This is a genomic window from Actinoplanes sp. ATCC 53533, from assembly GCF_003947245.1.
In genome coordinates this window covers 1-602 of the sequence record NZ_QHHV01000704.1, presented here as the reverse complement: position 1 = coordinate 602, position 602 = coordinate 1, and the positions used below count along the sequence as shown (strand labels likewise).

Below are 602 nucleotides of genomic sequence, written 5' to 3'. Positions count from 1 at the left end.
GGCGATCACCACTTGGGCGGTCCGATCGGTCCGGAGCCCGCGCATCGGTCTCAGCCGCCGCTTGAGCTGACCGTGATCTGCCTCGATCGGGTTGTTGGCGTACTGCTCGACGTGGTGCCATGCCGCCGGCAGCAGATCGTCGAGCACGGCCGGGTAGACCGGTGCGGCATCGGTGATCACCTCACGGGGATGCACCTTCAGGCTGCGCAATACCCGGGTAAAGAACCGGCAGGCCGCACCGGCGTCTCGGCGACCGGTGAGCATCACGTCGATGACCTGACCGTGCTGGTCAATGGCCCGGTAGACGTAGCGCCAGACGCCGTTGACCTTGACACAGGTCTCGTCGACGAACCAGCGGTCGCCCGGCGAATGCGGGCGAACCGTGCGGCGTCGGCCAGCAGCGGGGTGAACCGCTGCACCCACCGGTACACCGTTACGTGGTCGACCTCGACGCCACGTTCGGCCAGTAGTTCCTCGACGTCACGATAGGACAAGCCATAGCGCAGGTACCAACGTATCGCGACCATGATCACGTCGACCGGGAACCGGAGCCGGCGAACGCCGACCGCGGAGGTGACCAGTCGGAGACCGTGCTGCACCCG

1 pseudogene is annotated in these 602 nt (G+C 66.6%); it reads right to left on the bottom strand.

What is annotated here, in order from left to right:
* Positions 1 to 527 (bottom strand): annotated as a pseudogene (locus DMB66_RS60740) (IS6 family transposase); the annotation flags it as partial.
* Between the last annotated feature and the right edge of the window lie 75 nt (positions 528 to 602).